The sequence below is a fragment of the Microbacterium rhizosphaerae genome (assembly GCF_034120055.1).
In the GTDB taxonomy this organism is placed as follows: Bacteria; Actinomycetota; Actinomycetes; order Actinomycetales; family Microbacteriaceae; genus Microbacterium; species Microbacterium rhizosphaerae.
In genome coordinates, this window is record NZ_CP139368.1 from 145,135 (window position 1) to 165,882 (window position 20,748).

Annotated in this window: 15 protein-coding genes; 9 read left to right on the forward strand and 6 right to left on the reverse strand. The window is 70.6% G+C overall.

Features of this window, described 5'->3' with window-relative positions; genetic code table 11:
* Positions 1–143: 143 nt before the first annotated feature.
* From SM116_RS00685 to recQ, 3 genes are all read right to left on the reverse strand, one after another.
* Positions 144–1,940 (reverse strand): glycoside hydrolase family 3 protein, encoded by a 1,797-nt coding sequence (locus SM116_RS00685; protein WP_320942547.1) that lies wholly within the window; start codon positions 1,938–1,940, stop codon positions 144–146.
* A gap of 41 nt (positions 1,941–1,981) precedes the next feature.
* Positions 1,982–3,655, reverse strand: coding sequence for a formate--tetrahydrofolate ligase (locus SM116_RS00690; RefSeq protein WP_320942548.1), 1,674 nt, complete (start codon positions 3,653–3,655; stop codon positions 1,982–1,984).
* A 98-nt stretch (positions 3,656–3,753) separates the two neighbouring features.
* Entirely contained in the window at positions 3,754–5,646 is a 1,893-nt protein-coding gene (gene recQ / locus SM116_RS00695) for a DNA helicase RecQ (protein ID WP_425563219.1), read from the reverse strand.
* Between the two features lie 159 nt (positions 5,647–5,805).
* Between recQ and SM116_RS00700 the strand changes: the two genes are divergently transcribed.
* Together SM116_RS00700 and SM116_RS00705 are read left to right on the forward strand one after the other, a co-directional pair.
* Positions 5,806–7,290 carry a dicarboxylate/amino acid:cation symporter gene (locus tag SM116_RS00700; protein ID WP_320942550.1) on the forward strand — a complete coding sequence of 495 codons (1,485 nt, stop codon included), beginning with the start codon at positions 5,806–5,808 and terminating at the stop codon, positions 7,288–7,290.
* Between the two features lie 88 nt (positions 7,291–7,378).
* Positions 7,379–7,687: a GNAT family N-acetyltransferase gene (locus SM116_RS00705; RefSeq protein WP_320942551.1), complete on the forward strand. Its 309-nt coding sequence runs from the start codon at positions 7,379–7,381 to the stop codon at positions 7,685–7,687.
* Positions 7,688–7,700: 13 nt separating this feature from the next.
* Here SM116_RS00705 and SM116_RS00710 read toward each other — a convergent pair whose 3' ends face one another.
* Together SM116_RS00710 and SM116_RS00715 are read right to left on the reverse strand one after the other, a co-directional pair.
* Positions 7,701–8,936 carry a glycoside hydrolase family 3 N-terminal domain-containing protein gene (locus SM116_RS00710; RefSeq protein WP_320942552.1) on the reverse strand — a complete coding sequence of 412 codons (1,236 nt, stop codon included), beginning with the start codon at positions 8,934–8,936 and terminating at the stop codon, positions 7,701–7,703.
* Between the two features lie 42 nt (positions 8,937–8,978).
* Entirely contained in the window at positions 8,979–11,495 is a 2,517-nt protein-coding gene (locus SM116_RS00715; protein WP_320942553.1) for a DEAD/DEAH box helicase, read from the reverse strand.
* A gap of 76 nt (positions 11,496–11,571) precedes the next feature.
* On the opposite strand from SM116_RS00715, the gene SM116_RS00720 reads away from it, so the two are divergent.
* From SM116_RS00720 to SM116_RS00735, 4 genes are read left to right on the forward strand one after another with little or no spacing between them, the layout of a single operon-like run.
* Complete coding sequence (locus tag SM116_RS00720; RefSeq protein ID WP_320942554.1) at positions 11,572–12,528, forward strand: pirin family protein; 957 nt, start codon at positions 11,572–11,574, stop codon at positions 12,526–12,528.
* A 43-nt stretch (positions 12,529–12,571) separates the two neighbouring features.
* Positions 12,572–13,123, forward strand: coding sequence for an ECF transporter S component (locus tag SM116_RS00725; RefSeq protein WP_320942555.1), 552 nt, complete (start codon positions 12,572–12,574; stop codon positions 13,121–13,123).
* 51 nt (positions 13,124–13,174) lie between these two features.
* Positions 13,175–14,959, forward strand: a complete 1,785-nt coding sequence (locus SM116_RS00730) for an ABC transporter ATP-binding protein (protein WP_320942556.1) — start codon at positions 13,175–13,177, stop codon at positions 14,957–14,959.
* Positions 14,956–15,741 carry an energy-coupling factor transporter transmembrane component T gene (locus SM116_RS00735; RefSeq protein ID WP_320942557.1) on the forward strand — a complete coding sequence of 262 codons (786 nt, stop codon included), beginning with the start codon at positions 14,956–14,958 and terminating at the stop codon, positions 15,739–15,741. Before SM116_RS00730 ends, SM116_RS00735 begins: the two co-directional genes overlap by 4 nt.
* 497 nt (positions 15,742–16,238) lie before the next feature.
* On the opposite strand, the gene SM116_RS00740 is transcribed toward SM116_RS00735, so the two are convergent.
* Positions 16,239–17,396, reverse strand: a complete 1,158-nt coding sequence (locus tag SM116_RS00740) for an acyl-CoA dehydrogenase family protein (RefSeq protein ID WP_320942558.1) — start codon at positions 17,394–17,396, stop codon at positions 16,239–16,241.
* A 129-nt stretch (positions 17,397–17,525) separates the two neighbouring features.
* On the opposite strand from SM116_RS00740, the gene SM116_RS00745 reads away from it, so the two are divergent.
* From SM116_RS00745 to SM116_RS00755, 3 genes are read left to right on the forward strand one after another with little or no spacing between them, the layout of a single operon-like run.
* Positions 17,526–18,644, forward strand: coding sequence for a M15 family metallopeptidase (locus SM116_RS00745; protein WP_320942559.1), 1,119 nt, complete (start codon positions 17,526–17,528; stop codon positions 18,642–18,644).
* 26 nt (positions 18,645–18,670) lie between these two features.
* Positions 18,671–19,582 carry an NADP-dependent oxidoreductase gene (locus tag SM116_RS00750; RefSeq protein WP_320942560.1) on the forward strand — a complete coding sequence of 304 codons (912 nt, stop codon included), beginning with the start codon at positions 18,671–18,673 and terminating at the stop codon, positions 19,580–19,582.
* A 55-nt stretch (positions 19,583–19,637) separates the two neighbouring features.
* Positions 19,638–20,702, forward strand: a complete 1,065-nt coding sequence (locus tag SM116_RS00755) for an Rv2578c family radical SAM protein (protein ID WP_320942561.1) — start codon at positions 19,638–19,640, stop codon at positions 20,700–20,702.
* Positions 20,703–20,748: the final 46 nt, after the last annotated feature.

Genomic DNA, 20,748 nt, shown 5'->3' on the forward strand with positions numbered 1-20,748 from the left:
GGCTCGGGGACCGGAGCCGGAGACGGATACAACCAGCCACCCCCACGGTCGCCGAGCTCGTCGAGGCGTCGCGCCGACGACCCCTCGACAGGCTCGGGGACCGGAGCCGGAGACGGCCGGGGACCGGAGAGGGCTCGGGAGGACTACAGCGCGAGCCCGTGGCCGAAGCGGAAGAGGGGGTCGGCGGTGTCGAACGGGACGTCGGGACGGGATGCCTCGACCGCCGCCATGCTGCGCGGCACGTCGAACGGCAGCTTCCCCTGCGCGGGAACCGCGCCCGACAGGACGTCGAGCAGCGCCTCGGCGCTCGCGCCCCAGTTCGCGACCACCGCGTCAGCGGCCTCGACGATAGGCGCGAGGATGGCGGGCCGGTCGAGGAAGACGTCGACCACCGTCGGGACCGCGGCAGCGACCTCCTGCACGTGCGTGACGACGTCGACGGGGAAGTCGAGCGAGCCGGCGTGGAAGAAGTTCTCGAACATCGAGTCGCGCACCTCGTAGGGCGCCTGGATGCGGAGGATCGCGACATCCGCCTCACCCGGTGTCTCGACGACCTCGCCGTACGCGGCCGCTGCTTCGGGTGCGATGCCCTCCACATACAGCTTCGCGCCGCGGGCGAACGGCAGCACAGGTCCCTGAGCCCGTCGAAGGGCGTTGGACAGGACCGCGACCGATGCGCGCTGGGCGTCGAGGCCCGCGGCACGGAACCCGTCGGAGCCGACGATGGAGTCGGCGGCCTCGACATCCACGAACGGGTTCTCGAACAGCCCGAGCAGGAACTTCTCGCGCAGCAGGCGGCGGGCCGAGACGTCCAGCCGCTCCTCGCTGACCGCGCCCGACTCGACGAGGTCCACGAGCATCGACGGCTCGTGCTCGCCGCCGAACTGATCGGCACCGGCATCCAGGACCTTCACCATGCGCTCGGCGGGCGTGAGGTGCTCGACGCCCCACGCGCGCGCGGCGAACTCCGTGCCCATGATCGGCTGGTCGGTGATCAGGCCCCAGTCGGTGCAGACGATGCCGTCGAAGCCGTACCGCTCGCGCAGCAGCCCCGTGAGGACGCCCTTGTTGAAGCCGAAGCCGACCTCTTCGTACTCCGTGCCGACGGGCATGCCGTAGTACGGCATGATCTGCCGGCCGCCCGCCGCGAAGACGGCCTCGAACGGCTTGAGGTGGTACTCGAAGTTGTCGCCGGGGTAGACCTGCTCACGGCCGTAGTCGAAGTGCGGGTCTTCGCCGTCCTTCTGCGGGCCGCCGCCCGGGAAGTGCTTGGTCATGGTCGACACCGAGCCGGCGCCGAACGACGAGCCCTGGAAGCCGCGCACGTAGGCCGCGCCGAGCTCGCCGGAGAGGTCGGCATCCTCACCGAACGTCTGGAGCTGACGTGCCCAGCGCGACTCGGTGGCGAGATCCACCTGCGGGTGCAGCGCAACGCGGATGCCGACGGCCGTGTACTCCTGGCGGGCGATGTCGCCGAAGCGCTCGACGAGCTCGGGGTCGGCGGTCGCTGCAAGCCCGAGGGGCTCGGGCCACTGCGAGAAGGGACCGGCGAAGAACGCGGCACCCGGGTTCTCGCTGAAGGAGTGGCGCGGGTCGGTCGAGATCGTCACGGGGATGCCGAGACGGGTGGATGCCGCCACCTCCTGCACCTTGTTGTGCCAGGCGGCGATGTCGCTCGCCTTCGGCGCGATGCCGAGGAGGTTGAAGTGCGACATGTGCCGGACCGCGATGTACTCGCGGTTCGAGGCGATGCCGAACACCGGGTCGCCCTCGGACAGCTCGCCGCCCTCGCCCATCGCGATCATCGTGTGGAAGAAGAGGCCGGCCTTCTCCTCGAGCGTCATCTGGCCGAGGAGGATCTCGACGCGCTCGTCGACGGGGAGGGAGGCGTCCCGGTAGCGGGTGTCGATGGCGGTCTCGAGTGCGGCGTCGTTGCTCATCCGGCCATCATAAACCGAATGACGCTAGGTTTTCCACCGAGTCAGAACAGGCCCGTGATGCGCCCCTCGTCGTCGACATCGATCGAGTTGGCGGCAGGGGATGCGGGCAGCCCCGGCATCGTCATGATGTCGCCGCAGATCATCACGACGAACCGCGCGCCGGCAGCGAGCCGTACCTCACGGATGTCGACGACGTGGTTGGACGGCGCACCGCGGAGCTTGGCATCCGTCGAGAACGAGTACTGGGTCTTCGCGACGCAGACCGGGTAGTCGCCGTATCCCTCCTCCTGCAGTCGGCGGATCTGGGTGCGCACGGCGGTGGAGGCGATGATGTCGCTCGCGCCGTAGATGCGCGTGGCGATCGCCTTCATCTTGTCCCAGAGCCCGGATTCGTCGGGGTAGGTGAAGTGCAGATCCGTCGGCTCCTCGCAGAGGCGCACCACCTCGCGGGCGAGGTCCTCCGCTCCCGCCCCGCCCTCGGCGTAGTGCTTGGCGACGATCGCGCGGGCGCCGGCCTTCTCGACGGCGGCGACGAGGGCCGCGATCTCTTCAGCCGTGTCCTCGGCGCGGTGGTTGACGGCCACGACGGCCGGGATGCCCCACGTCTCACGCACGGTCTTCACGTGTCGGCGCAGGTTGACCATCCCCCGCTCCAGCGCCGCGACGTCGGGAGTCGGGAGGTCCACGACCTCGACGCCGCCGTGGAACTTCAGCGCGCGCACGGTCGCGACGATGACCGCCGCCGACGGACGCAGGCCGGTCGTGCGACACAGGATGTCGACGAACTTCTCCGCGCCGAGATCCGCCCCGAACCCCGCCTCGGTGACGACGTAGTCGGCGAGGCGCAGCGCGGCACTGGTGGCGATGACCGAGCTGCAGCCGTGGGCGATGTTCGCGAACGGGCCGCCGTGGACGAAGGCCGGGGTGTTCTCGAGGGTCTGCACGAGGTTCGGCGAGAGCGCATCGCGCAGCACCGCGGTCATCGCACCGTGGGCCTGCAGGTCGCGGGCGCGCACCGGGGCACGCCCGCGCGTGTACCCGACGACGATGTCACCGAGGCGCTCCCGGAGATCGGCGATGCTCGTGGCGAGGCAGAAGATCGCCATCACCTCGGAGGCGACGACGATGTCGAAGCCCGTCTCACGCGGGTTTCCGTTGCCCAGACCCCCCAGTCCGATCACGACATCGCGCAGGGACCGGTCGTTGACATCGAGCACGCGCCGCCAGGTGATCCTGCGGGTGTCGATGTCGAGCGCGTTGCCGTGCGTGATGTGGTTGTCGACGAGCGCCGCGAGGAGGTTCGTGGCGGCCTCGATCGCGGCGAAGTCGCCCGTGAAGTGCAGGTTGATGTCCTCCATCGGCACGACCTGCGCGTAACCGCCGCCGGCGGCCCCGCCCTTCATGCCGAAGACGGGGCCGAGCGCCGGCTCGCGCAGGCAGATCATCGATCGCTCGCCGATGCGGGTCAACGCGTCGCCGAGGCCGACGGTGGTGGTCGTCTTGCCCTCGCCCGCGGGCGTCGGCGATATCGCCGTCATCAGGATGAGCTTGCCCTGCGGCCGGTCGCGCAGCGACCGGAGGTACGGCAGCGAGACCTTGGCCTTGAAGCGCCCGTACGGCTCCAGGTTGTCGAGCGGGATGCCGAGACCATCGGCGACCTCTCCGATGGGCAGCATCCGGGCGCCCTGTGCGATCTCGATATTGCTGAGGCTCATCGTCGAACCCTCTCCGGCCCGCACGGGTGACGCAGGCCCTCCGGAATCCGGGCCGTCGTCGGGCCCGATTCCGCCAGCCTAAGACGCGGACGCGCGGGTCATGCGGAGGCGGCGACCACAGCGAGCACGGCCTCGCCGTAGGCCTCGCGCTTCTTCGCACCGATCCCGCTGATGCCGTCGAGGTCTGCGAGCGTCACAGGCCGCTGCTCGGCCAGCGCCCGGAGCGTCGCATCCCCGAAGACGATGTACGCCGGCACCCCCTGCTCCCGAGCGGTATCGGCGCGCCACGCGCGGAGCGCCTCGAACAGCGGCTGGTTCGCAGTGGCGACCGAGTCGGATGCTGCGGGCTTGCGCGACCTGGTCGCGCCCGCGCGGCCGAGCACATCGCGGCGCAGCGGAACCGCCGCGTCTCCGCGCAGCACGCCGGCGCTCGCATCGGTGAGCCCGAGGGTGCCGTACTCGCCCCGCGCCACGAGGAACCCGCGCGCGAGCAGCTGGCGCACGACGCTCCGCCAGTCCTGCTCGGAGAGGTCGGCGCCGATGCCGAAGGTCGCGAGCGTGTCGTGGTTCAGCTGGCGGACGCGCTCGGTGGATGCGCCGCGCAGGATGTCGATGAGCTGGCCGGCGCCGTACGACTGCCCGCGCTCGCGCTGCAGCCGGACGATCGTCGAGAGCAGCTTCTGCGACGGGATGAGCCCGTCCCACGTCTCGGGCGGCGTGAGGCAGGTGTCGCAGTTGCCGCACGGCTCGGAGACCTCGCCGAAGTAGCCGAGCAGGTTCTGGCGCCGGCATCCCACCGTCTCGCACAGAGCGAGCATGGCGTCGAGGTGCTGCCCCAGCCGCGTCTTGAACGTGCGGTCGCCGGGGGATGCCTCGATCAGCCGGCGCTGCTGCACGACGTCGCCGAGGCCGTAGGCCATCCAGGCGATCGACGGCTCGCCGTCGCGGCCGGCGCGGCCGGTCTCCTGGTAGTAGCCCTCGACCGATTTCGGCAGGTCGACGTGTGCGACGAACCGCACGTCGGGCTTGTCGATGCCCATGCCGAAGGCGATCGTCGCGACCATGACGACGCCGTCTTCGCGGAGGAACCGGGACTGGTTCGCCGCCCGCTGCTCGGCGGGCAGTCCGGCGTGGTACGGCAGCGCGTCGATGCCCTGACCGGCGAGGTAGTCGGCGATCTGGTCGACGGACTTGCGGCTGAGGGCGTAGACGATGCCGGCGGCGTCGGGGAACGACCGGATGAACGCGAGCAGCTGACGGCGCGCGTCGACCTTCGGCTCGATGCGGTACTGGATGTTGGGCCGGTCGAAGCTCGCGACGAAGTGCCGGGCGTCGGGCAGCCGCAGGCGCTTGGTGATCTCGCGGTGCGTCTCGCGCGTGGCCGTCGCGGTGAGCGCCATGCGCGGCACGCCGGGGAACGCGTCGGCGAGGCCGCCGAGGGTCAGGTAGTCGGGCCGGAAGTCGTGGCCCCACTGCGAGACGCAGTGCGCCTCGTCGATGGCGATGACGCTCAGTTCTCCCCGCTGCAGGAATGCGATGGTCTGGTTCGGTCCCTGAGCCTGGTTCGGTCCCTGAGCCTGGTTCGGTCCCTGAGCCTGTCGAAGGGTGCCGAGGCGCTCGGGCGCGACATACAGCAGGTCGAGCTCTCCGTCGAGGTAGGCGCGGTCGACCGCCCGCCGCTCGTCGATGGACTGGGTCGAGTTGAGGTACGCGGCGCGCACGCCGTTGGCGACCAGCGCATCCACCTGATCGTGCATGAGCGCGATGAGCGGACTGACCACGAGCCCCGTGCCGGGCCGGACGAGGGCAGGCACCTGGTACGTGACGCTCTTGCCCGCGCCGGTCGGCATCAGGACCACCGCATCGCCACCCGCGATCACATGGTCGACGATCGCCGCCTGGTCGCCGCGGAACTCGTCGTACCCGTAGACCTCGTGCAGCACCGAGCGCGCATCCACAACCCGCTGCCCGGCATCCACCCGCCCCACCATATCCGCGTGCGCCGACAGAGGCCTGAGCGATCGGTCGGCGCCTGGGGACAACTCCAGCCTCCCATCGCTCACTGACAGCGCTGTCACAGGAAGAAACATCCGTCTGCATGGGATCCGGTATTCCATACGGTGGAGGCAACCCCTAAGGAGTACCCCCGCATGTCCGCAACATCCCCCGCGCGCCGCGCCAAGGCACCCGATACGCGCAGTCCGCTGCGCAAGGTGCTGACCTCGTTCGGCTTCCAGATCGTCGTCGCCCTCATCCTGGGTATCGCGCTCGGTCTGCTCGCGCGCAGCCTCGGCGCGAGTGCGACGAACCACACGCCGCTGTCCGACACGCTCGCCACGATCGGCACGTCGTACGTGACGCTCCTGCGCGCCGCTGTGGTGCCGCTCATCTTCACCGCGATCGTCGCGAGCATCTCGAACCTGCGCCGCGTGCAGAACGCCGCACGCCTCGCCGGCCAGACGATCCTTTGGTTCGCGATCACGGCGTTCATCGCCGTGTCGATCGGCATCGTGCTCGGTCTCGTCATCCAGCCGGGCAGCCGCGCGGGCACGGATCTGAAGCCCGGCGACCCGTACACGGTGGGCACGTGGTGGAACTTCCTCATCGGGCTCATCCCGCAGAACTTCCTCGGGCTGCAGGTCACGAGCGCGGCCGACCCCGCGTCGGGGGCGATCACCTCGACCGTCGGCTTCAACGTGCTGCAGGTCATCGTCGTGGCCGCGGCCGTCGGCATCGCCGCGCTGAAGGCGGGCAGGAAGGCAGAGCCCTTCCTCGTCTTCACCGAGTCGCTGCTCAAGGTCATCCAGCGTGTGCTGTGGTGGATCATCCGCATCGCGCCGCTGGGCACCCTGGGCCTCATCGGCTCGGCCGTCGTGACGTACGGATGGGAACGTCTCACGTCGCTCGCCTGGTTCGCCGGCGCGATCTACATCGGCCTCGCGCTCGTGCTGTTCGTGGTGTACCCGATCATCCTCAAGAGCAACCGCCTCTCGGTCCGCCAGTACTTCTCGGGCGCCTGGCCGGCGATTCAGCTGGGCTTCGTGAGCCGCTCGTCGATCGGCACGCTGCCGCTCACGCAGCGCGTCACCGAGCGCAACCTCGGGGTGCCGCGCGGCTACGCGTCGTTCGCCGTGCCGCTGGGGGCGACCACGAAGATGGACGGCTGCGCCGCCATCTACCCCGCCGTCGCCGCGATCTTCGTCGCGCAGTTCTACGGCATCCAGCTCGAATGGTGGCAGTACCTCATGATCATCGTCGTGTCGGTGGTCGGCTCGGCCGCGACGGCCGGCACCACGGGCGCCATCGTCATGCTGACGCTCACCCTCTCGACGCTGGGCCTGCCCCTCGAGGGCGTCGGACTGCTGCTGGCGATCGACCCGATCCTCGACATGGGTCGCACCGCCGTCAACGTCGCCGGTCAGGCGCTCGTGCCGACGATCGTCTCGCAGCGCGAGCGCATCCTCGACGCGGACCTCTACAACGCTCCGCGCGACGGCCAGCCGTTCGCCGAGGACCTCGACGACGACCGGGACGACGACCTCGCGAGCCGCGAGGCGCGCTCGCTCGCGACCGTCTCGCTGCAGGAGGGTGACCTGGAGCGGGCCTCCGAGGAGGATGCGGCACTGACCCGCTGACGTCTCGCGACCGCAGGGGGCGGCATCCGTTCATCGATCGGATGCCGCCCCCGTCGTCTTGCGCCCCCGGACGTGATTGAGTGGATGCATGACCGCGATGGACGAGATCACCGTGACGCGCAACGACGAGGCCCACCGCTACGAGCTGCGCGTGGGCGACACGCTCGCCGGATTCACAGAGTTCATCAAGGACACGCGTGGGCGCCTCGTCTTCCCGCACACCCTGATCGACCCCGCTTTCCGCGGGCAGGGTCTCGCGGGCATCGTGGTCGAGCGGGCGATGGAGGATGTCGCCTCCCGCGGCGAGACCGTCGTGCCGCGCTGCCCGGTCGTGTCGAAGTACCTGCGCGAGTACGAGGTCCCGGGCCTCATCGTCGAGTGGCCCACCGAGAGCTGAGGATGCGTCCGCCTCAGCCGCGGGCTTTGGCCTCGACCACCCGGCGGGCGGCGTCATCCACCTGCTTCGCGAAGCCCGGGTCGGCCTTGGCCTTCGCGAGCACCGCGTCGTACATCGGCGCGTAGACGCTCGGGTCGGCCGAGACGAGCACCACGTCCACACCGGCCTGGATCGACAGCACAGCGCGATCCGCGGGCGACCACGCCTTGACCTGGGCGGTCGCCGACACGTCGTCGGTCATGATCACGCCGTCGAAGCCCACCCTGTCGCGCAGGAGGTCGGTCACGACCGTCCTCGAGAACACCGCTGGCGTGCTCGGGTCGATCTTCGTGTAGATCGCCGTCGAGAGCATCACCGTCGAGACGCCCGGGCCTGCCGTGAGCCGACGGAACGCGTCGACGTCGGGGGCGGACGCATCCACCGTGTCGTCGACGATGCCCGCGTCGAAGTCGGTGTTGCCGGTGACGCGGCCGAGCCCGGGGAAGTGCTTGAACGTCGGGACGACGCCGGCGGCACGCATCCCGTCCGCGAACGCGCCGGCGTGGGTCTCCACGGTCGATTCGTCGAATCCGTACTCGCGCTGCAGCGCGCCGATCGGCGCATTCGAGTGCGCGGTTGCGGGGCTCGTGACGATGTCGGCGACGGGTGCGAGGTTCATGTTGACACCCGCCATGCCGAGCTGGCCGCCCCACGTCCGCGCCTGCGACGCCAGCTGATCGGGCGGCATCGCGCCCTGGGCGAGGGCGGAGGGGATGCGGTCGAACCCCGGTCCCTGCAGGACCTGCACCTGGCCGCCCTCCTGGTCGGTCGCGACCCACAGCGGCTCGTCGCCCGTCGTCGCCGGAGACACGAGCGACGTGAACGAGCGGACGAGGGATGCCGTGGCATCCACGCCCGCCTGCGACCTGCCGTGGAGGAAGATGCTGCCGGCGTGCCGGTCCGCGATGGCCGACAGGGTCGCCGGGTCGGCGCCCCGCACGCTCGTGCCCACCATGAACAGCTGCCCGACCCGCTGCTCGAGCGTCAGTGCGGCGATGGGGTCGACCGTCGGGGTCGGGGTCGGGGACGCGGTCGGGGTCGCCGACCCGGGGGACGGCGAGCCGGACGCCGAGGGCCGATCGGGCGCGCAGGCCGCCACCGCCACGCCGATGCAGGCGAGAGCGAGGAAGCAGGCGGCGAGGCGACGGCCCGCGCGCTTCGGACCGCGGCGGCGTGCGCCGAGGCCGGATCGAGAACGCGTGGGGGGCATCCGGCCATTCTGCGGCCCTTGCCTGAACGGGGGATGACCGTGCTAGAGCCGCACGACCTCGGTCACGCGCACGACGGCCGTCCCGACCTCCTCGGATGCGGCGAGGTCGACGACTCCGCGGATGCGCCAGTCGTGGTCGCCGGCCGGATCGTCGATGGTCTGCTCGACGCGCCATTCCCCGGGGCCTTCGCTGATCGAGACGAGGGACGCCGATCGAGCGGATCCACCGGTGAGGATCTCATCGTGCTCGTCGTAGTAGGCGTCGAGGGCCTCGGGCCAGCCCGCATCCGGATCCAGCTCGACCAGCTCGTCGTCGCGTTGGAGCGCTGCGAGCTGCACGCGGCGGAACAGCTCGTTGCGTACGAGCACGCCGAACGCGCGGCGGTTGGTGAGTACCGACGGCGGGGCGGGCGGGACGACGGGCTCCTCATCCGGTCCTTGAGCCTGTCGAAGGGCGAGCGACGGATTGACGAGCGACTCCCACTCGTCGACGAGGCTCGAGTCGACCTGGCGCACCATCTCACCGAGCCACGCGATGACGTCGAGCAGGTCGGAGGTCTGCGCGTCCGAGGGCACCGTCTGCCGGATCGCCCGGTACGCGTCGCTGAGGTAACGCAGCACGAGACCCTCGCTGCGGGCGAGCTGGTACAGCGAGATCAGCTCGGTGAACGAGAGGGCGCGCTCGAACATGTCGCGCACGACGGACTTGGGACGCAGCGCGAAGTCGAGCACCCACGGCTGGCTCGAGGCGAACACGGCGTAGGCCTCGGCGAGCAGCTCGGCGAGCGGCTGCGGGTAGGTGATCTCCTCGAGGGCCTCCATGCGCTCGTCGTAGTCCAGCCCGTCGCGCTTCATCGCCGCGACCGCCTCGCCGCGGGCCCGGAACTGCTGCTGCGACAGCACCGGCCGCGGGTCGTCGAGGGTGGCCTCGATGACGCTGACGACATCGAGGGCGTAATGGCCGGTTCCCACCGATCCCGCTCCGTCCTCCGGGTCGAGCAGCTCGATCGCCGCGAGCGCGAACGGCGAGAGCGGCTGGTTGAGGGCGAAGTTCGGCTGCAGCTCGACGGTCAGCCGGATGCCGTCGGCATCCCACACGACGACCTGCGCGACGACGAGTGTGCGGAAGATCGCGAGCGCCCGTCGGGCGAGCTCGAACTGACGGGCGCGGGGCTCGTGGTTGTCGAAGACGAGCGAGCGCATGCTGTGCAGCACATCGCCGCCGCGCGCGATCACGTTGATGAGCATCGCCGCGGTCAGCTGCAGCTGCGGCGTGAGCGGCTCGGGCTCCGCCGAGATCAGGCGGTCGTACGACGTCTCGGTCCAGTTGACGAATCCCTGCGGGGCCTTCTTGCGGATGATCTTCCTGAGCTTCTTCGGATCGTCGGCGGCCTTCGCGATCTGGACCGCGTTCTCGATCTCGTGCTCCGGCGCCATGACGACGACGGTTCCGGCGGTGTCGAAGCCCGCGCGGCCGGCGCGCCCCGCGATCTGGTGGAACTCGCGAGCCGTGAGCTGACGCATCCGCTGCCCGTCGAACTTGGTGAGCGCGGTCAGCAGCACGGTCCGGATCGGCACGTTGATGCCGACGCCGAGGGTGTCGGTGCCGCAGATGACCCGCAGCAGCCCGCGTTGGGCGAGCGTCTCCACGAGCCGCCGGTAGCGCGGCAGCATCCCCGCGTGATGCACGCCGATGCCCGCGCGCACGTAGCGCGAGAGCGTGCGGCCGAAGGCCGTGGTGAACCGGAAGCCGCCGATGGCGTCGGCGATGGCGTCGCGCTGAGCGCGGTCGATGATCCGGATGGATGACAGCGCCTGCGCCCGTTCCATCGCCGCGGCCTGCGAGAAGTGCACGATGTAGATCGGCGCGCGGGCGGTGTGCAGGAGCTCCTCCACCGTCTCGTGGATGGGCGTTCGCACGTACTCGAAGTGCAGCGGCACGGGACGCTCGACGCCCGTGATGCGGGCCACCGGCATGCCGGTCCGGCGGGTGAGGTCGTCGGCGATCGCGGTCACATCGCCGAGTGTCGCCGACATCAGGATGAACTGCGTGCGCGGCAGCAGCAGGAGGGGCACCTGCCAGGCCCAGCCGCGATCGGGATCGCCGTAGTAGTGGAACTCGTCCATCACGACCTGGGCGACCTCGGCGCCCGCACCCTGCCGGAGCGCGAGGTTCGCGAGGATCTCGGCCGTGCAGCAGACGATCGGCGCGTCCGCGTTGACCGAGGAGTCTCCCGTCACCATGCCGACGTTCGCGGCGCCGAAGATGTCGACGAGGGCGAAGAACTTCTCGCTGACGAGGGCTTTGATCGGCGCCGTGTAGTACGAGCGGCCGCCCCGGGCGAGGGCGGCCGCGTGCGCGGCGACCGCGACGAGCGACTTGCCCGTGCCGGTGGGTGTGGACAGGATGACGTGCGCCCCGGACACGATCTCGATGACCGCCTCGTCCTGCGCCGGGTAGAGCGTGAGCCCCTGATCCTCGGCCCAGGCGACGAAGCCCAGATAGGCGTCGTCGGGATCGGCGCCGCGCGGCACCGCGTCCAGCAGCGAGACAGGCATCATCCGAGTCTGCCAGGTCGCCGGGGCGACGAGACAGGAGCGCCCCGCTCGCGACGGTCCGGCGTAGCCTGGCGGCATGACCCGCCTGGATGCCGGACCTCTGGAAGCGGAATCGGCCGTCGACTGCGACGGACCCCGCACCCTGCTGCTCGAGGCGCGCGAGGTCCCGCTCGGCGGAGTGCGCGCGATGCACGTGCGCCGGGCGCTCCCCCAGCGCGACCTGCCGATGATCGGCGCGTGGTGCTTCCTCGACCGCTTCGGCCCCGACCCGACCCGGATGCGGGTCGAGCCTCACCCGCACATCGGACTCCAGACCGTCACCTGGCCGCTGATCGGCGAGGTGCGCCACCGCGACACCGTCGGCAGCGATGTGGTGCTCCGCCGCGGGCAGCTGAACCTCATGACGAGCGGCGAGGGCATCGCGCACTCCGAGTACTCCGTGGGCGAGGAGCCGATCCCTCTCGATGCGCTGCAGCTGTGGGTCGCGCTGCCCGAATCGCGCCGGCACGGCGAGCCCGCCTTCGAGCAGCACCTGCGGCTTCCGACGGTGGACCTCGGCTCGGGGGCGGCGGCGACGGTCGTGATGGGCGCGTTCGGGGGCGTCGCATCCCCCGCCTCCGCGTACACGCCCATCGCCGGCGTGGAGATCTTCATCCCCGCCGGCGTCGACGTGTCGCTGCCACTGGAGACGGATTGGGAGTACGGGATCGTCGGGGTGGCGGGCGAGGTCGTGGTCGAGGGCGTCGCGGTGGCCCGCGACCATCTGCTGTATCTCGGCATCCATCGTTCCGAGATGTCGGTGCGGGCGGATGCCGACGCCACGATCTTCGTGCTCGGCGGTGAGCCGTTCGAGGACGAGATCGTGATGTGGTGGAACTTCGTCGGCCGCAGCCACGACGAGATCGTCGAGGCGCGCGAGGCGTGGGAGGCCGATTCGCCGCGCTTCGGGCACGTCGTGGGTCACGGTGACGAGCGGATCCCCGCTCCGCCGATGCCCGCCGTCCGGCTGACGCGCCGGCACCGGCGGATCTGATCGGGGTTAGGGTACCCTCACTTCCGACCGCTAGGCTGTGCAGGTGGCCCACCCCCGCACGCTGTCGACGCGCGTCCTCCTGATCTGTGCGGCCATCGGCGTGGCCACCGGACTCCTCGCGGCGGTCGCCGGGTACGTCAGTCCGCTCGTCTTCGCGACACTCCCGATCCTGTACGGGCTGGTGCTCGCCTCCCACGTCATCCCCGGTGTCATCGCGCAGGCGCTCCTGCGGCTGCCGTGGGTGGCGCTGCTGACCCACCTCTTCGCCGCGCTCATCGCGAGCGCGTTCGCCCCGCAGTGGATCGGCCGCTACCTCGGCACCGCTCTCCTCATCGGCGGCCTGCAGGAGGGCGTCGCCGCGCTCACCCGCTACCGGTCGTGGCAGCCGTGGCGGTTCTTCATCTCGGCTGTCATCGTCGGCGTCGCGCTGGCGGTCGTCATGGGCTTCGTGCTGAACGCGGCCGCGCTCCCGCTCTGGGCGACGATCACCCTGTACGCCGTGCTGCTTCTCGCCCCGGTGCTCTGGACGTGGATCGGACTGCGCATCGGCGTCGCCCTCCGCAACGCGGGGGTCGCGCGCACGGTGCGCCGATGACCCGTCTGCCTCTGAGCCGTGCCGCCTGAGAGGGCGAGGCCGCTCGCTCGCGTGCGGCGGCTCGCGATCACCCACGTGGATGCCGGGTCCCCGACGCCGGCTGACGTCTCGTTCGACGTCCACCCCGGTGATGTCGTGCTGGTGCTCGGGCCGAGCGGCTCCGGCAAGTCGACGCTCGCGCTGGCGCTCGACGGGCTGATCCCGCACGACGTGCCGGCCGACGTCGCGGGGTCGGTCGAGATCGCCGGGCTCACTGCGGCGGACTCCACCGTGGCGGAGCTGAGCACCCACGCGGCGATGGTCTTCCAGGATCCGGATGCGCAGCTCGTCACCGGCACCGTCCTCGACGAAGTGGCGTTCGGCCCTGAGAACCTGCTGCTGCCCGTGGAGCAGGTACTGTCGCGCACCGAGGACGCGCTACGGCGTGTCGGCCTGTGGGATCGGCGTGACGAGAACCCCGACCGGCTGTCGGGCGGCGGCCGCCAGCGGCTCGCGATCGCGGCCGCACTGGCGATGGGCGCACCGCTGCTCGTGCTCGACGAGCCCACGGCGAACCTCGACCCGCGCGGGATCGACGAGGTCTACGACACCCTCGCCGGAGTCGTCGCCGCCGGCGACCGCGCGATCGTCCTGGTCGAGCACAACCTCGACGCCGCCGTCGCCCTCGCGACGCGGGTCGTCGTGCTGGATCAGACCGGGATGCTGGTCGCCGACGGGCCCATCGACCTCCTGCGCGACCGCGCCGAGGAGCTGCACAAGCTGGGCGTCTGGCTGCCGGTGTCGACTCTCGCCGCGCTGCGGCTGCGCCGCGCCGGTTATGCGCTCGAGCCGCTGCCGCTCACGCCCGGGGAGCTGCGCGGGGCCCTCGAGGCGCATCCGCAGCGGCGCGCCCGGTCCTCGAGCGAGCACCCCCACCTCGATGTCGCGTCCCGTCGGCGCGCGCCCAGCGACCCGTCGTCGTCTCCTCTCATCGCCGTCCGCGACCTCACACTGCGCCGCGGCCGGACCGAGGTCCTCCACGGCATCGACCTCGACATCCGCCGCGGGGACTTCGTCGCGATCGTCGGCTCGAACGGCGCGGGTAAGACGAGCCTGCTGCAGGCGATCGCCGGTGTCGTCCGGCCGCCCCGCGGCACGGTGCGCATCGACGGCAGTGACGTCTCGCGGCTGGATGCGCGCAGCCTCGCCCGCACGATCGGGTTCGTCTTCCAGAACCCCGAGCACCAGTTCATCACCCACACCGTCGCGGGCGAGCTCGCGCACGGCGGCACGCCGTCCGCGGACGTCGACCGCATGCTCGAGCGGTTCGGCCTCGCCGACAAGGCCGGCATCCATCCGTTCCTGCTCTCCGGGGGCCAGAAGCGCCGACTCTCGGTCGGCACCGCGCTCATCGCGGGGGCGCCCGTCCTCGCTCTGGACGAGCCGACGTTCGGTCAGGATCGCGCTCGAGCCGACGAGCTGCTGGCGCTGCTGCGCGGTCTGAACGACGACGGCACGACGATCATCGTGGTCACCCACGACATGCAGCTGGTCGCCGATCACGCGGACCGCGCGGTCGTCCTCTCCGACGGCCGCGTCATCGCGGACGCGGTCACCGCCGACCTCCTCGGCGACCCCGATCTGCTCGACCGAGCAGGGCTCCGGCCGCCGCCGCTGCGGCAGGCGCTCGCCGGTCTGGCGCAGCATCCGGAGCTCGCCGGAGCGACCCGCCTCGCAGACCTGCCCGGGGCGCCCGGCCCAGCCGCGGAGATTCCCACAACAGCGGACCCTGCGCCTCGGCGGCCTCCGCGGGACGGCGGATCTCCGCCGTTGCGCGACCGAGAGGACGGGGCATGAGCCTCGATCCGTACGCCGAGGCACCGGCATCCCGCGGCTTCCTGTACGGCCTGAACCCACTCGGGAAGCTCGCGGCCCCGCTGCCGGCGATGGTGCTGCTCGTGTTCGTGCGCGACCTGCTGACGCCGCTCGCCTTCATCGCGCTCGCGTACGCGATCCTGCTCGTGGGGATGCGGATGACCCGAACCCTCGCGCTGCTGCTGTTCGTCGCGCTCCCGGCGGTCGCCGTGCTCGTCGGCCTCGGGCTCTCGATCTGGACCGATCCTGCTCAGGTCCCGCACGATGCGGTGGTCCTGCAGCTGGGCGGGTGGACGCTGTACGGCGCGGCCGTGGCCGTCGGCTTCGCCACGGCGCTGCGACTCGTCGCGATCATCGCGCTGGCTCTGGTCGCGGGCATGTCGACGACGGGACCGGACCTCGCCCGCTCGCTCGTGCAGCAGCTCCGCATCCCGTATCGCGTGGGCTACACGGCGATCGCCGCATTCCGCTTCGTGCCGAGGTTCGGGCACGAACTGGATCTCATCCGGCAGGCGCACCGGGTGCGCGGCGCCCACGGCGGCCGCGGCCCGTTCGCCGCGATCGCGCGCTGGTACGGTTACGTCGTGCCGCTGATGGCCGGTTCGATCCGGCACGCGGAACGAGTCGCGCTGGCGATGGATGCGCGTGCCTTCGGTGCCCATCCGACCCGCACCGAGCGGCACCTCGTGCCGTTGCGGGCACGCGATATCGTCTTCGTCGTGCTCTTCTGGGCCGCGTCGGCGGCCCTGTTCCTTCTGACCTGAGGGAAGGGGCGCCCGCCTGTCCGAGCGAGGGCTCGCCTGTCAGAGCGGACGCTCACCTGTCACCATCCCGGCATCCACCCCGTGATCGTGACAGTCGAGCACACGGGGCCAGCCTCACCTGTCACCATCCCGGCATCCACCCCCGTGATCGTGACAGTCGAGCGAGCGGGCCCGCCTCACCTGTCACCATCCCGGCATCCACCCCGTGATCGTGACAGTCGAGCACACGGGGCCAGCCTCACCTGTCACCATCCCGGCATCCACCCCGTGATCGCGACAGTCGAGCGAGCGGGCCCGCCTCACCTGTCACCATCCCGGCATCCACCCCGTGATCGTGACAGTCGAGCACACGGGGCCAGCCTCACCTGTCACCATCCCGGCATCCACCCCCGTGATCGCGACAGTCGAGCACACGGGCCAGCCTCATCGCGGCGCTCGCGGAGGCAGAACGACGGATGCCGCCTCCCCGCGGGAGACGGCATCCGGAATCGTGTCGACTACTTCGCGAACGGGCGGCTCACGATGTCGCGCATGATCTCGTTCGTGCCGCCGTAGATGCGATGGACCCGCGCATCGAGGAACGCGCGCGCGATCGGGTACTCGGTGATGTAGCCGTAGCCGCCGTGGAGCTGCACGCAGGTGTCGAGCACCTCCCACTCGCGCTCGGTCGACCAGAACTTGTACTTGGCGGCCTCTTCGGCCGTGAGCTTCGACTCTCCATACGCCTTGACGGCGCGATCGTTGTACGCCCACAGCGCCTCGACGGTGGCGGAGACGGTGGCCAGCTGGAAGCGCGTGTTCTGGAAGTCGATGATCCGCTCGCCGAACGCCTCGCGGTCGCGGGTGTAGGCGACGGTCCAGTCGAACGCCGCCTGCGCCGCCGAGGCGGCCGCGACGCCGATCGACAGGCGCTCGAGCGGCAGGTTCATCATGAGCTGGATGAAGCCGCGGCCCTCCTGCCCGCCGATGAGGTTCTCCTCGGGCACGAACACGTCGGTGAACGAGAGCTCCGCGGTGTCGTGGCCCTGGAAGCCCATCTTGTGCAGCTTCTTGCCGTGGTCGAAGCCGTTCATCCCGTTCTCGATGATCAGGATGCTGAAGGCGTCGGGACGGTTGCCCTCGCCGGTCTTGACGAACGTGACGACGATGTCGGCGGTCTTGCCGCTCGAGATGAACGTTTTCGCGCCGTTGACGAGGTAGCCGCCCTCGACGCGCTTGGCCGTCGTCTTGATGCCGCGCAGGTCGCTGCCCGCGCCGGGCTCGCTCATCGCGAGGGCGCCGAGCACCTCGCCGGTCGCCATGCGCGGAAGCCAGGTGGCCTTCTGCTCCTCGGTGCCCATGTGGACGAGGTACGGCACGGCGAGGTCGTCCTGGATGCCGAAGGCACCCGCAAGCGAGCCCGCACCGGCTGCGATGACCTCTTCGTTGACGACCGCGCGGAAGCGGTAGTCCTGCAGCATGCCGGCGCCACCGAACTCCTCGGGGACGGACAGGCCGATGATCCCCGCCTCGCCCGCGGCCAGCATGGTCTCACGATCGATCTCGCCCGCAGCATCCCACTGCTCGCGCTTCTCGTTCGTGACGTAGCGCTTGATGAACTCCTTGACGACGTCGCGGAACGCCTCGTGGTCCTCGTCGTAGATGTCCCGCTCCATCGCGGTGTCCTCCTTCGGTAGTGAATCCCTGAGACTGATCCTCACCTTTCATGGTACTCAGTCTCAAAGGTCCTCGCACATCGCACGCCTGGGAGGCGCCTTTCAGGGCGATTGGGAGACAATGGGCGGGTGACGGACCCCGGCACCGGCACCCCTCTGACGCGACGCGCAGCGCGCGCCGCCGCAGAGCGCGCCCATTCGTCGGGTCCGGTCCAGGGTGAGGCGGCACCGACCCGTCGATCCACGCGACCTCCTCGGACTCCCGTCGACGACGTCGCCGACCCGCTGACGGATGCCGTCGCAGAGGTTCGCCACGCCGCCGGGCGTCGTGCCCGCCGCGCCCGAGGCGCCTTCACGCTCATCGCTGCCGGCGTTCTTCTGATCGGCGGCACGGCGGCGGTGAGCGCGGCCGCGTACGGGACGAGCACGGCAGCAGCACCCGGTGCGTCTGCCGCCGCATCCGTCTCCCCGTCCGCCAGCCCGACCGTCACCCCGCCGCCCGTCGATCCGGCCACGGTGATGACCACGCGCAACCCGTGCACGGATGCCGCGTTCACCGCCGCGCTCGCGGCCCACGACACCGAGGCAGCCGTCACGGCCGCGGGGGGCGGACCCGCATTCCGCGAGGAGGTCGTGACCGGCGAAGCACCGTGCGTCCACCTGGATGATCCGTCCTTCACCTGGGTCGTGGTCAACAAGCAGCGCCCGTACTCCCCGAAGGACTACAGGCCGTCCCCGGTCGTGGCCCCTGCGGGAGTTCAGGTGATCAACGGCGGGTCGCTCCGCTCCGACGCGGCGGCGGCGCTGTCCGACATGGTCGCCGCGGCGAAGCAGGCGGGCGCCGGCGCGATCGCGCTCGACAGTGGATACCGGTCGTACCGCACGCAGGTCACGTCATATGGAGTCCAGGTGACGTCTCGCGGGTCTTCCGGCGCCGACCTCGTGAGCGCGAGGCCCGGGTTCAGCGAGCATCAGTCGGGTCTGGCCGGAGACCTCGTGGCCTGCACCCGATCGTGCGGCACCCTCGACATGCTCGCCGGCACTCCGCAGAACCAGTTCATCCTCGCTCACGCGTGGGAGTACGGCTGGATCGTCCGCTACGAGGCCGGCCACACGCCGGTCACCGGCTACGCGTCGGAGCCCTGGCACCTCCGCTTCATCGGCGTGCAATTGGCGAAGGCGTACCACGACGGCGGTTTCCACACGCTCGAGGAGTTCTTCGGCTTGCCCGCGGCGCCCTCCTATTAGCCGGGCCGTGGGTGCATGATCGACGCATGAGCAGAGCGGTGCGATACGACGAAGTGGGCGGGCCCGAGGTGCTGTACATCGCCGAGGTGTCGGAGCCGCAGCCGCGCGACGGACAGGTGGTCGTAGACGTCGAAGCCGTCGGGCTGAACTTCTGGGATGCGAAGGCCCGCTCGGGCGCCGTGCCGCTGAAGAGCGCCTTCCCCCGCGGTCTCGGGGGCGACTTCGCCGGCACCGTCGTGCGCGACGGCCTCGGTGCGCAGTACTTCGACGGTACGTACGTCCAGTCGGGCGACGAGGTGCTCGGCTGGGGTGTCTCGACCCTGCGCGAGCGGCTCGCGGTCTCTGCAGCCAACCTCGCGCGCAAGCCCGAGGCCCTCCCCTGGGCGGTCGCGGCGTCTCTCGCCACGCCCGGACTCACCGCGGTGGCGTGCCTGCGCGCTGTGCCGATCGGCGCCGGAGACACCGTCCTCGTCGGGGCCGCCGCCGGCGGAGTCGGCTTCCTCTATGGTCAACTCGCGCGGCGCGCCGGCGCCCGCGTCATCGGCACGGCGAGCCCGTCCAATCACGATCGGCTCCGCGAGGCCGGCATCGAGCCGGTCGCCTACGGCGAGGGGCTCGTGGATGCCGTGCGCGGCCTCGGCGACGTGACCGCCGCCGTGGACGCGCAGGGCCGGGCCACGATCGATGCCGCGCTCGCGCTGGGTGTGCCCCCGGATCGCATCTGCACCATCGCGGACTACGCCGCCGCCTCGGAGCTCGGCCTCGTCACGCCTACCAGCGAACGCTCCGCCGAGGTGCTGCAAGAGCTCGCGAACCACGTCGCCGCGGGCCACCTCACGCTGTCCGTGCAGGAGGAGTTCGAGCTGGACGACCTGCACGACGCCTTCCGCCTGCTGGAGGGACGTCACCTCAGCGGCAAGGTCGTCATGCGTTTCTAGATCAAAAGTTCGACGCATACTTGACACAGTATCGTATTTCTGTTCTCATAGGTGCATGCGTTGGCAGGGGCAGCAATTGGGCGCGACGGATGCCGCCGCCCTGCCCGGACTCGAACGGCTCGACGGCCTCGTGCGCAGTGTGACGACGCCGGAGTTCGCCGGTGTGACCTTCCACGAGGTCATGGCGAAGAGCGCGCTCAACCATGTGCCCGGTGCATCCGCCATGCCTTTCGACTGGACGGTGAACCCGTACCGGGGCTGCACACATGCGTGCACCTACTGCTTCGCCCGGGGGACGCATGAGTACCTCGACCTGGATGCCGGGCACGACTTCGATTCGCAGATCGTCGTCAAGATCAACGTCGGCGAGGTGCTGCAGCGCGAGCTCCGCCGCGGCAGCTGGCAGCGCGACCCGGTGGCGCTCGGAACCAACACCGATCCGTACCAGCGGGCCGAGGGACGCTACCGGCTCATGCCGGGCATCATCTCGGCGCTCACGGAGTCAGGCACCTCCTTCTCGGTGCTGACGAAGGGAACGTTGATCCGCCGGGATCTGCCGCTGCTGAAGGAGGCCGCGACCCGCGTGGACGTCACCATCGCGACGTCGATCGCGGTCTTCGACGAACGACTCCAGCACTCCGTCGAACCGGGGACACCCACGGCCGCCGCCCGGCTCGAGACGGTGCGCGCGGCCACCGAGGCCGGATTCGGCGTGACGGTGTTCATGATGCCGATCCTCCCCCACCTCACGGACTCGATTCCGATGATCGACGACGCCCTGCGACGGGTGAAGGATGCGGGTGCCCGCAATGTCGTGTTCGGCGCCCTGCACCTGAGGCCTGGAGTCAAGCCGTGGTTCTTCGAATGGCTCGAGCGCGAGCATCCCGAACTCGTCTCGTCGTATCGCGGGCTCTACCCGGGTGCGGCGGCCATGGCGCCCAAGGCGTATCGACAGTGGCTCGCACGCCGCATGCGGCCCCTCGTCCGCGCCCACGGGCTGGATGCGCGGGCCGAGGACGACGGCCCGCCGAGAGGCCCGGTGTCGGGACTCGCGGCGCGGGCCGCGATCCGCAAGACCGGGCCGCCTGTCGGAGCGACGGCCGCAGATCGGCTCTTCTGATCTTGCGGCCAGCGAAGCGCCCGCCCGGCGAAGCGCCAGCCCGGCC

What these genes read in the sequence shown, in the direction of transcription:
- SM116_RS00685 (WP_320942547.1), bottom strand. Translation starts at nt 1,940, where the DNA reads ATGAGCAACGACGCCGCACTCGAGACCGCCATCGACACCCGCTACCGG.
- SM116_RS00690 (WP_320942548.1), bottom strand. Translation starts at nt 3,655, where the DNA reads ATGAGCCTCAGCAATATCGAGATCGCACAGGGCGCCCGGATGCTGCCC.
- recQ (WP_425563219.1), bottom strand. Translation starts at nt 5,646, where the DNA reads ATGGTGGGGCGGGTGGATGCCGGGCAGCGGGTTGTGGATGCGCGCTCG.
- SM116_RS00700 (WP_320942550.1), top strand. Translation starts at nt 5,806, where the DNA reads ATGTCCGCAACATCCCCCGCGCGCCGCGCCAAGGCACCCGATACGCGC.
- SM116_RS00705 (WP_320942551.1), top strand. Translation starts at nt 7,379, where the DNA reads ATGACCGCGATGGACGAGATCACCGTGACGCGCAACGACGAGGCCCAC.
- SM116_RS00710 (WP_320942552.1), bottom strand. Translation starts at nt 8,936, where the DNA reads ATGCCCCCCACGCGTTCTCGATCCGGCCTCGGCGCACGCCGCCGCGGT.
- SM116_RS00715 (WP_320942553.1), bottom strand. Translation starts at nt 11,495, where the DNA reads ATGCCTGTCTCGCTGCTGGACGCGGTGCCGCGCGGCGCCGATCCCGAC.
- SM116_RS00720 (WP_320942554.1), top strand. Translation starts at nt 11,572, where the DNA reads ATGACCCGCCTGGATGCCGGACCTCTGGAAGCGGAATCGGCCGTCGAC.
- SM116_RS00735 (WP_320942557.1), top strand. Translation starts at nt 14,956, where the DNA reads ATGAGCCTCGATCCGTACGCCGAGGCACCGGCATCCCGCGGCTTCCTG.
- SM116_RS00740 (WP_320942558.1), bottom strand. Translation starts at nt 17,396, where the DNA reads ATGGAGCGGGACATCTACGACGAGGACCACGAGGCGTTCCGCGACGTC.
- SM116_RS00750 (WP_320942560.1), top strand. Translation starts at nt 18,671, where the DNA reads ATGAGCAGAGCGGTGCGATACGACGAAGTGGGCGGGCCCGAGGTGCTG.
- SM116_RS00755 (WP_320942561.1), top strand. Translation starts at nt 19,638, where the DNA reads ATGCGTTGGCAGGGGCAGCAATTGGGCGCGACGGATGCCGCCGCCCTG.